The 9822-nt window shown below is 68.3% G+C and carries 8 protein-coding genes; 4 read left to right on the forward strand and 4 right to left on the reverse strand.

What is annotated here, in order from left to right; genetic code table 11:
• Nucleotides 1–22: 22 nt before the first annotated feature.
• Nucleotides 23–922 (reverse strand): LysR family transcriptional regulator, encoded by a 900-nt coding sequence (locus tag UB43_RS22660; protein WP_045215665.1) that lies wholly within the window; start codon nucleotides 920–922, stop codon nucleotides 23–25.
• 104 nt (nucleotides 923–1026) lie between these two features.
• On the opposite strand from UB43_RS22660, the gene UB43_RS22665 reads away from it, so the two are divergent.
• Nucleotides 1027–2262, forward strand: coding sequence for a 3-hydroxyacyl-CoA dehydrogenase (locus UB43_RS22665; protein WP_045215668.1), 1236 nt, complete (start codon nucleotides 1027–1029; stop codon nucleotides 2260–2262).
• A gap of 2 nt (nucleotides 2263–2264) precedes the next feature.
• On the forward strand, nucleotides 2265–4055 hold the full coding sequence (locus UB43_RS22670) for an acyl-CoA dehydrogenase C-terminal domain-containing protein (RefSeq protein ID WP_045215671.1): 1791 nt from the start codon (nucleotides 2265–2267) through the stop codon (nucleotides 4053–4055).
• A 204-nt stretch (nucleotides 4056–4259) separates the two neighbouring features.
• Here the strand turns inward: UB43_RS22670 and UB43_RS22675 are convergent, their stop codons facing one another.
• Genes UB43_RS22675 through UB43_RS22685 form a run of 3 tightly spaced genes read right to left on the reverse strand, consistent with a single transcriptional unit; the run spans nucleotide 4260 to nucleotide 6879 of the window.
• On the reverse strand, nucleotides 4260–4772 hold the full coding sequence (locus UB43_RS22675; protein ID WP_024762199.1) for a dihydrofolate reductase: 513 nt from the start codon (nucleotides 4770–4772) through the stop codon (nucleotides 4260–4262).
• A 20-nt stretch (nucleotides 4773–4792) separates the two neighbouring features.
• Nucleotides 4793–5860 (reverse strand): hypothetical protein, encoded by a 1068-nt coding sequence (locus tag UB43_RS22680; protein ID WP_045215674.1) that lies wholly within the window; start codon nucleotides 5858–5860, stop codon nucleotides 4793–4795.
• Nucleotides 5857–6879, reverse strand: coding sequence for a hypothetical protein (locus UB43_RS22685; protein WP_045215676.1), 1023 nt, complete (start codon nucleotides 6877–6879; stop codon nucleotides 5857–5859). The genes UB43_RS22680 and UB43_RS22685 overlap by 4 nt, the downstream gene beginning before the upstream one ends.
• Nucleotides 6880–7037: 158 nt before the next feature.
• On the opposite strand from UB43_RS22685, the gene UB43_RS22690 reads away from it, so the two are divergent.
• Nucleotides 7038–8435, forward strand: a complete 1398-nt coding sequence (locus UB43_RS22690; RefSeq protein ID WP_045215679.1) for a DUF2868 domain-containing protein — start codon at nucleotides 7038–7040, stop codon at nucleotides 8433–8435.
• Nucleotides 8428–9801, forward strand: a complete 1374-nt coding sequence (locus UB43_RS22695) for a GTPase/DUF3482 domain-containing protein (RefSeq protein ID WP_045215681.1) — start codon at nucleotides 8428–8430, stop codon at nucleotides 9799–9801. Before UB43_RS22690 ends, UB43_RS22695 begins: the two co-directional genes overlap by 8 nt.
• Nucleotides 9802–9822: the final 21 nt, after the last annotated feature.

A 9822-nucleotide genomic window follows, 5' to 3' on the forward strand; every position in this document is an offset into this window, starting at 1 on the left:
CGCATGGCGCGCTCCTACACGGTCACTCCGGTGCTGCCTCGACGATCCGCTCGACCAGCCACTGCAACGCCGTATCCCGCTCGCGCTGGGCGAGGTACACCAGCTCCAGGTGGAACTGCCCCACGTCGAACGGCAGCTCCAGCACCTGCAACGGCAGCAACTGGGCGAAATGCGCCGCCAGCCTCGTCGGCAGCACCGTGAGCAAATCCGTGGTCGCCACCAGGTGCGCCGCCTGCAGGTAGTTGGGCGTGGTGTAGGCGATCTCCCGCTTGAGCCCCTGGCTGGCCAGCCACTGGTCGACCATGCCCTTGGTCTGTCCGCCGGAAACCCACAGGTGCCGCTGACCGAGGAAGGTCTGCAGATCAATCCCGCCGTCCACCTGCGGATGCCCGCGCCGGGCCAGCAGGCGCAGTGTTTCGCTCGCCCACGGCCGACGCTGGAAGCGTACCGGCAGTTCCTCGAAACGCCCCAGCACCAGGTCCAGGTTGCCCTTGTCCAGCGCCTCCGCCGGTAGCGTCGGTGTCAGGTGCTGGATGCTCAGGCCCATGCCCGGCGCAGCGCTACCCAGACTTTCGAGCAGGTGCGGCATGCACAGCGCTTCCACATAGTCGGTCAGCGCCATCGTGAAGCGCTGGCGGCTGCGCGCGGGGTCGAAGGTGTCGCCGCCGGCCAGGCTCTGGCCGATGCGTTGCAGCGCATCGCGGATCGGCGCTTCCAGCTCCAGCGCCCGGGGCGTCGGCTGCATCGACCGGCCCACGCGCACCAGCAGCGGATCATCGAGCAGCTCGCGCAGGCGGTTCAGCGCGTTGCTCACCGCCGGCTGGCTCAGCGACAGGCGTTCCGCCGCACGGGAAACGTTGCGCTCGCGCAGCAGCGCGTCCAGCACCCGTAGCAGGTTGAGGTCGAACGTATTCATATTCATCGGCTGAATGCCACTTATCACAACTCAAAATTTCAAAAATAGTACCGCCTTCCCTAAGGTGAGTGGTCTTCAAACGAGCGTTTCAGGCTGACAAGAGGAACAACATGAGCCAGAACATCCGCATCGCCAGCGCCGCCGTCATCGGCGCCGGCACCATGGGCCGGGGCATTGCCATGTGCCTGGCGAACGCCGGCGTGCAGGTCCTGTGGCTGGACAACAACCCGCAGATGCTGGCCCAGGCCCTCGGCGCCGTGGCCGACACCTACGCCCATAATGTGCGCCAGGGCCGCATCGACGAGGCCGAAGCCGCCCGTCGCCGCGCGCGCATCTCCCAGGTGGCGAACTACGCGGCGATCCGCGAGGTGGACCTGGTGATCGAGGCGGTGTACGAGAACCTGGAGCTCAAACAGTCGATCTTCCGCGAGCTGGATGCGGCGCTGAAACCCTCGGCGATCCTGGCTTCCAACACCTCCTACCTGGATGTCGACGCGATTGCCGCGGTGACCTCGCGGCCGTCCCAGGTGCTCGGCCTGCACTTCTTCAGCCCGGCGCACATCATGAAGCTGCTGGAGATCGTGCGTGGCGCCAGGACTGCACCCGCGGTGCTCGAAGCCGCGCTGGAGCTGGGCGAGCGCATGGGCAAGGTCAGCGTGGTGGCCGGCAACTGTCACGGATTCATCGGCAACCGCATGCTGGAGAAGTATGTCCAGGAGTCGCGCCGATTGATCCTTGAAGGCTCGCTGCCGCACCAGGTGGACGCGGCGATCCAGGGCTTCGGTTTCGCCATGGGGCCGTTCCGCATGTTCGACGTGGTCGGCATCGACCTCGAATGGCGTGCTCGCGAGCTGGCCGGCAAGGGCCAGGATGCGCCGACCGTGCAGGTGGATAACCGTCTGTGCGAGATGGGCCGCTTCGGCCAGAAGAGCGGCAACGGCTTCTACCACTACGAGCCGGGCAGCCGCCAGGCCGAGCACGACCCGGAAGTGGACGCCCTGGTGGTGCGCGAATCCGAGCGCTTGGGCTACGCCCGCCGCGACATCGGCGCCGAGGAAATCCTCGAGCGCTGCTTGCTGGCGCTGGTCAACGAGGGCGCGAAGATCCTCGACGAAGGCGTCGCCTCCACCAGCGCCGACATCGACACCGTTTACCTCAATGGTTATGGCTTCCCGAAAGACAAGTCCGGCCCTATGGCCTGGGCCGATGCCCAGGGCCTGCAGAGCGTGCTGGCGCGCCTGCGTGACCTGGCCGGCGAGCACGGCGCGCACTGGCAGCCAGCCGCGCTGATCGAGCGCCTGGCCGCCGCCAATGGCCGCTTCGCCGACGTGAAACAGGAGCATTGAACATGAGTTACCAGGCACCCCTGCGCGACATGCGCTTCGTCCTCCACGAGCTGTTCGACGTCAGCGCCCATTGCGAGCTGCTGGGCAACGGCCTCGACCGCGAGCTGATCGACGGCGTACTCGAAGAGGGCGCGCGCTACACCGGCGAAGTAGTCGCGCCGCTGAACCGCAACAGCGACGAGCAGGGCGCGACCTTGCTCAATGGCGAAGTCACCACGCCGGACGGCTTCCGCGACGCGTACAAGCAGTACTGCGACAACGGCTGGGCGAGCATGACCGGGCCGACCGAGTTCGGTGGCCAGGGTATCCCGCAGATGGTCTCCGCCAGCTTCCACGAAATGCTGATGGCCGCCTCGCTGTCCTTCCGCGTCTATTCCGGCCTCACCGAGGGCGCGGTGCTGGCGCTGTACAAGCACGGCACGCCGGAGCTGCAGCGCGACTACCTGGCCAAGATGGTCAGTGGCGTGTGGACCGGCACCATGTGCCTCACCGAACCGCAGGCCGGCACCGACCTCGCGCTGTTGCGTACCCGTGCCGAGCCGCAGGCTGACGGCTCCTACAAGGTCAGCGGCAGCAAGATCTTCATCAGCGGCGGCGAGCAGGACCTGTCGGAGAACATCGTCCACCTGGTGCTGGCGCGCCTGCCGGATGCGCCGGCCGGGGTGAAGGGCATCAGCCTGTTCCTCGTGCCCAAGCTCATTGCCAACGCCGACGGCACGCCGGGTGCGCGCAACTCCCTGAGCTGCGGCGCCATCGAGCACAAGATGGGCATCAAGGGCGCATCCACCTGCGTGATGAACTTCGACGGCGCCACCGGCTGGCTGATCGGCCAGGCCAACCAGGGCCTGGCGTGCATGTTCACCATGATGAACGACGCGCGCTTCCAGGTCGGCCTGCAGGGGCTGGGCATCGCCGAGCGCTCCTGCCAGGGCGCGCTGGCCTATGCCCGCGAACGCCTGCAATCGCGCGCGCTGACCGGCGCCGCGGAGCCATCCAAGGCCGCCGACCCGATCATCGTCCACCCGGACGTTCGGCGCATGCTGCTGACCCAGAAGACCCTGACCGAGGGTTGTCGGATGGTGTCGGCGCTCTGCGCCCGGGAGCTGGACCTGGAGCACGGCCATCCCGAGGCCGACGCTCGCAAGGCGGCGAGCAAGCGCGCGGCGCTGCTGATCCCTATCGTGAAATCGTTCTTCACCGACGTTGGCCAGGAGGTGTCCAGCCTCGGCGTGCAGGTCTACGGCGGCCACGGTTACATCCGCGAGTGGGGCATGGAGCAGCTGATGCGCGACAGCCGCATCACCCAGATCTACGAAGGCACCAACGGCATCCAGGCGCTCGACCTGATCCGTCGCAAGCTGCTGGGCGATGGCGGTACGGAGTTGAATGCGCTGATCGGCGAGCTGGCGGCTGCCTGCGAGGCCGCCGGTGCCCGCACCGAACTGGCCGGCCTGGCAGAAACCGTGCGCCAACGCCTGCTGGAGTGGCGCAGCCTGACCAGCGAAGTCATCGCCGCCTGCCAGCGCGACCCGCAGGAAATCGGCGCCACTTCGGTGGACTTCCTGCAGTACTGCTCCTACGTGCTACTGGCGGGCCTTTGGGTGCAGGCCGCCGGCGTGGCCCAGGCGAAGCTGGCGGCCGGCGAGGGCGACGCGGACTTCTACCGCGCCAAGCTCGCCAGCGCGGAGTTCTACATCAAGCGCATCCTGCCGCGTGCCAGCATGCACCGTGAGGCGCTGCTGGGTGGGGCGGACTGCCTGATGGGGCTGGACGCGGAGCATTTTGCGTTCTGATGCGCCGGTAATGAAAAACGCCGCGCCGGGAACCGGGGCGGCGTTTTTTATTGTGGGTTCCGAGTTGGGCGTTCCCTCTCCCTGAAGGGAGAGAGGATATCCGAGTGAGGCGCACTGGCTTACGTCTCCGGCGAGCACAGTGTGTTCATTTCGCTCCGAACCGCTCCCTCTCCCTTCAGGGAGAGGGCACTTGCGCTGAAAATCTCAGGCCCGCTCCCAAACCTCGAACGCATAAGCCGGCGTCTCGCCCTCGGCGTCATGCTCGATGCTCGAAGCCAGGTGCCAGTGTGCTTCATCCACTTCGGGGAAATGCGCATCCCCCGCCGGGCTCAACCCCACGCGGGTCAGGTACAGCCGCTCGGCACGTTCCAGCGCCTCGCCATACAGCTGCGCCCCGCCGATCAGCATCAGCTCCTCGGCTTCTTCCTGCTTCGCCCATTCGGCGGCGCGCTCCAGGGCAGCGTCGAGGCTGGTGAAGACTTCCGCGCCTTCCAGCTGCAGCCCGGCCTGGCGGGTGACGACGATGTTCAGCCGGCCCGGCAGCGGGCGGCCCAGCGAATCCCAGGTCTTGCGGCCCATGATCACCGGCTTGCCCAGGGTCATCGCCTTGAAGTGCTTGAGGTCCTGCGGCAGGTGCCAGGGCAGGCGGTTGTCGACGCCGATCACGCGGTTGTCGGCAAGGGCGGCGATCATCGCCAGGGGCAGGGCTTCGGACATCGTGACTCCAGTGCTGAACATCAGTGGGAACTCCCAGTGCCAGAGGATACCAGCCGCTCACCCTCGGCGGGGCCGGCGGGTGGCGGAACGCGCATGAAGAAGGTGCCGTCCTCGTTGACCTGGGTGATGCCGGTGGAGAGCACCTTGCGGTAGTCCTTGAGGTTGAACGACAGCGTCTGCTCGGGCCGCTCGGCCTTGAGCAGCACCTGCGAGTAGGTGATGAGGATCTCGAAGATCTTCAGGTCCCCCGATTGCAGCCAGATATAGGACGGCCCTGCCTGGCGCGGCGGCTCGAAGGCCAGCGAAGCGGCGCCGGGCTTGGGCGCGAACTTCAGGTGCAGCCCCTTGGCATCCAGCCAGCTGGATTCGACCCGGCCGTCGATGCCCACCAGCGGGAAGACCTGGTGGTAGTTCAGGTGCATCACGTTGTCCTGCAGCACCGCGCCGGGTCGCTCCAGGGTCACCAGCGAATCCAGGCGCAGGCCCACCAGGCTCATGGCGCCGTAGCTGGGCACGCCGAGTACCTTCACGCTGTCGGGCTGGTAGTCGAGGTTGTCGCCGTCGAGCTTCACCGTGCCGGAGAGCCGCAGCGGCAGCCACGGCCCGACGCCCAGCGGCTGGACCTCGCCGGCCACCAGCAGGCGGTCGCCTTCGACGCTCAGCCGGAAGCCGCGCAGCATGGTCTGCGGGTAATCGAGGATGTGCTGGTTGAACAGGTTGGCGAGCTGCTCGGGGCTTAGGATCACCTCACCTTCGGAGACGTTGATGCGCATGTCCTGCGGGCGGTCGAAGTCGATGGGCTCGCCGGCCTTGAGTGGCACCAGCCAGCCCTTGAGCTGCGGGCTGTGGAAGCCGATGCCGCCCTGGAAGTAGAGATCCACGTTGTTCAGCAGGATGCCCACGCCGTCCTGGCCGGAATCGCGCAGGCCGCCCGGCCGGCTGGCCTTGAACTCCGCTGCCGGCGGCGTCTGCTGGAACCAGCCCTGGCGCAGCACACCCAGTTCGCGCTGCTGCTGGTCGATGGCGCTCTCGGCGGCGGCGTTGCCGGCCAACGCCAGCAGGAGCAGGGAAGCGAGGAGGGTTCTCATAGGGCTTTCTCCTCCGGGGCGGGTGCCTTCACTGGCGAGACGGCGATGTGCACCATGCCGTCCTCGCGCAGGCGGATTTCGCCGTACTGCAGCTGGCGGCGGTAGTCGTAGAGGTTGAACAACAGCGGCGCGTCGGGGCTCAGGCTGGTGAACAGCGCGTAGGCCTTCACCAGGATGGTCCGCGCCATCTTGATGTCGCCGCCCTCGATGAACATGTAGCTTTTCGGCGCCTTGAGCTGCGGCCATTTCAGCTCGGCCAGCTCGCTGCCCAGCAGCAGGTCCATGCCGCCGTCGGCGAGTTTCAGGCTGCGCACGGTGAAGTCCAGGCGCGGCGGTGGGAACAGGCCGTCGAGGTCGACCAGGATGCGGTTGCCGATCAGCTGCATGTGCGCCGTATGCAGTTGCAGCACCTCGGACATCTCGATGGACGCGGCGCTCAGCGACGGCGTGACGTCCACGTTGTCGACGAAGATCCGCTGCGGCACCAGCGCCACCTTCAGCGGCCCGGCCTGCTCGATCCCGGTGACCATCCGCAGCGGCCGCCAGCGCCCCTTGCGCAGCAGTTCGCCGTGGACTTCCTGGCCATCGGCGCGGGTGCTGAGCTTCAGGTTGCGCACCGGCGCGTTGGCGTTGCGCAGCTCCTCGTTGAGCAGGCTGGCGAGGGTGGCGTCGGCGACGAAGATGTCCCCGGCCTGGATGCGCGCAACCATGGACTTCGGGTCGTCGAGCATCAGCGGCGTGCTGCTGCCTGCCACCGGGCTCATCTGGATCAGCATCTTGCGGATGAAGAAGCCGATGTCGTCGTGCAGGCGGAAATCGGTCTGGCTGATCCACAGTTGCGAGGTGTTGCTGGCGGATTGCCGGGCGCTGACGCTGGCATCCAGTACGCGCGGTGGCACGGCCTGCATCAGCGGGGTATCCGGGCCCCAGTCGGAGGGGCGCACCGGCGGTGTTTCCACGGCCGCCGCGGTGGTGGCGGCGAGCAGCAGGGGCAAGGCACTGAGCAGCGAGCGCAGCATGGCGAGGCCTCATTGTTGTTTTTATTGGGGCAGTGCTATTCGCTGAGTCTGAGCCCGCCCGCGCCCGGCGAGAGCCCCTCCTTGGTTTGGTTGACGATACCGGGTGTTACCGGCAGCGCCGGGACGCCACGGCGAGCAGCGGTTATCCTTGCTGGCGAATGCCGATTGTCGGAGAACCCGTGAGCGAGTCCGCCCTCCAATCCCTGTGGCTGTGCGAGGCCGTGCGCCTGCGCGAGGAACAGGTCGGTCCCCTGGAAGACAGCGAGGCCAATCGCCGCGCCATCGTCGGCGGTGGCGACCTCGCGCAGCGCCTGCAAAGCCGCGCGCTGCTGCTCGCCGAACGCGATGGCCAGCGCGCCGCCTTGCGCACCTGGAGCCAGGGAGCGCGCCTGTCGATCTACCTGCTGCTGGCCCTGGCGCTGTTCACCGGCGGCGGCCTGGCCTTCGCCGCGCTGGGCGACGGACAGCGCCCGGTCAATGTGTTCTGGGCCCTGGCCAGCCTGCTCGGCCTGCACCTCATTACCCTCATTGGCTGGACGCTGGCCTTCTTCGCCGGCGGTGAGGCGGCCGGCGCGCTTGGGCGCCTGTGGCTGTGGCTGAGCGGCAAGCTCGCCCGCGATGCCCATGCGGCGCAGCTGGCGCCCGCGCTGCTGGTGCTGCTGGACCGGCAGAAGCTGACCCGCTGGGCGCTCGGCCTGCTGGTCCACGGCCTGTGGTTCGTCGCGCTGAGCAGCGCGCTGGGCGTGCTGCTGGCGCTGCTGGCGACGCGGCGCTACGGCTTCGTCTGGGAGACCACCATCCTCGGTGGCGATACCTTCATCGCGCTGACCCACAGCCTCGGCGCGCTGCCGTCCCTGCTCGGCTTCCCCCAGCCGGATTCCGACCTGGTGCGCGCCAGCGGCGATGCCCTGGTGGCCAGCGAAAACGCGCGCCACGCCTGGGCCGGTTGGCTGGTGGGCATCCTGCTCGTCTACGGCGTGCTGCTGCGCGGCGCGCTCTGGCTGCTCTGCCTGTGGCGCTGGAAGCGCGGGCGCGCACAGCTGGCGCTGGATGTCTCGCTGCCCGGCTACGCCCTGCTGCGCGAACGCCTGATGCCAGCCAGCGAACGCCTGGGCGTCAGCGATGCCGCGCCGGATGAGCTGGTCGAACCGCAGGCGCAACTGCCTGCCGCCACCGCCGATGGCGCGCTGCTGGTCTCCATCGAGTTGCTGGATAGGCCGAACTGGCCGCCAAAGCTGCCAGAGAGCGTTGCCAACGCCGGCGACCTCGATGACGGCGCCCAGCGTCGCCGCCTGCTGGAGCAACTCACCCGCTACCCGCCAGCGCGCCTGGTGATCGCCTGCGACCCGCGCCGCTCGCCGGATCGCGGCACCCTGGCGTTGATCGCCGAACTGTCGCGCTGCGCCGCCGCCACCCGCGTCTGGCTGCTGCAAGCGCCGCCGGGCGAAGCGCTGGACGCCGAGCGCCTGGGCGATTGGCACGCCGGCATCGAGCGCCTGAATTTGCCGCACACCTCGGCATCCCCGCTGGGCTGGCTGGAGACCGGGCATGACTGATGCGCTGAAACTGGCCGTGGTCGGCCACACCAACGTCGGCAAGACGTCGCTGCTGCGGACCCTGACCCGTGATGTCGGTTTCGGCGAAGTCTCCCATCGCCCCAGCACCACGCGGCATGTGGAAGGCGCGCGCCTGTCGGTGGACGGCGAGCCGCTGCTGGAGCTGTACGACACGCCGGGCCTGGAGGACGCCATCGCCCTGCGCGACTTCCTCGACGGCCTTGAGCGTCCCGGCGAGCGCCTGGATGGCCCGGAGAAACTGCGGCGCTTCCTCGACGGCAGCGAAGCCCGCGGCCGCTTCGAGCAGGAAGCCAAGGTGTTGCGCCAACTGCTGGCTTCCGATGCGGGCCTCTATGTGATCGACGCCCGCGAGCCGGTGCTGGCCAAGTACCGCGACGAACTGGCCGTGCTCGCCGCTTGCGCCCGGCCGCTGCTGCCGGTACTCAACTTCGTCGCCAGCCCGCAGCACCGCGAAGAGCAGTGGCGCGAGGCGCTGTCCCGTCTCGGCCTGCACGCGCTGGTGCGCTTCGACAGCGTGGCGCCGCCGCTGGACGGTGAGCGCCGCCTCTACGAAAGCCTTGCTCTGTTGATGGAGCGTGCGCGCCCGCAACTGGATCGACTGGTGGCTGATCACGAAGCCCAGGCTGTCGCCCGCCGCGAAGCCGGTGCGCGCTTGATTGCCGAACTGCTGGTGGATGTCGCCGCCTGCCGCCAACTGGTGCCCGCCGGCGATGCTGCCGTGCGCGCCGCCACCGAGACGCTGCGCAACCAGGTGCGCAAGCGCGAGGACAGCTGCGTGAAGGCGCTGCTCAGCCTCTATGCCTTCCGCAAGGACGACGCCCGCGCGGCTGATCTGCCATTGATGGACGGCCGCTGGGGCGATGACCTGTTCAACCCGGAAACCCTGCGCCAGCTGGGCATCCGCCTGGGGGGCGGGGTGGCGGCCGGCGCGGCGGCGGGGGCGGGGATCGATCTGCTGGTCGGCGGCCTCACGCTGGGCGCGGCAACGGCGCTGGGCGCCATCGCCGGCGGCGCCTGGCAGACCGTCGGCCATTACGGTCAGCGCCTGCTGGGCAAGCTCAAGGGCAGCCGCGAGTTGTCCGTGGATGACAGCGTGCTGCGCTTGCTGGCGCTGCGCCAACGGCAACTGCTGGCGGCCCTGCAGACTCGTGGGCATGCGGCGGTGGAAGCGATCCACCTGCAATCGCCCGAGGACAAACAGTGGCGCGAGGGCAAGCTGCCCGAGGCGCTGCGCAAGGCGCGGGCGCATCCGGAGTGGTCGAGTCTCAATGGCAAGCGGCGGACGGAGCAGACCGAGCGGCAGGAAGCAGTGGCGCAATTGGCAATCCAACTGCTCGAACCTTGAGGCTCCCTGTAGGAGCGGGCC

Source organism: Pseudomonas sp. 21 (assembly GCF_000955805.1).
GTDB lineage: Bacteria > Pseudomonadota > Gammaproteobacteria > Pseudomonadales > Pseudomonadaceae > Pseudomonas.

Excerpts from the sequence above, each read along its gene's own strand:
- UB43_RS22660 (WP_045215665.1), bottom strand. The coding sequence starts at position 922 with ATGAATATGAATACGTTCGACCTCAACCTGCTACGGGTGCTGGACGCG.
- UB43_RS22665 (WP_045215668.1), top strand. The coding sequence starts at position 1,027 with ATGAGCCAGAACATCCGCATCGCCAGCGCCGCCGTCATCGGCGCCGGC.
- UB43_RS22670 (WP_045215671.1), top strand. The coding sequence starts at position 2,265 with ATGAGTTACCAGGCACCCCTGCGCGACATGCGCTTCGTCCTCCACGAG.
- UB43_RS22675 (WP_024762199.1), bottom strand. The coding sequence starts at position 4,772 with ATGTCCGAAGCCCTGCCCCTGGCGATGATCGCCGCCCTTGCCGACAAC.
- UB43_RS22680 (WP_045215674.1), bottom strand. The coding sequence starts at position 5,860 with ATGAGAACCCTCCTCGCTTCCCTGCTCCTGCTGGCGTTGGCCGGCAAC.
- UB43_RS22685 (WP_045215676.1), bottom strand. The coding sequence starts at position 6,879 with ATGCTGCGCTCGCTGCTCAGTGCCTTGCCCCTGCTGCTCGCCGCCACC.
- UB43_RS22690 (WP_045215679.1), top strand. The coding sequence starts at position 7,038 with ATGCCGATTGTCGGAGAACCCGTGAGCGAGTCCGCCCTCCAATCCCTG.
- UB43_RS22695 (WP_045215681.1), top strand. The coding sequence starts at position 8,428 with ATGACTGATGCGCTGAAACTGGCCGTGGTCGGCCACACCAACGTCGGC.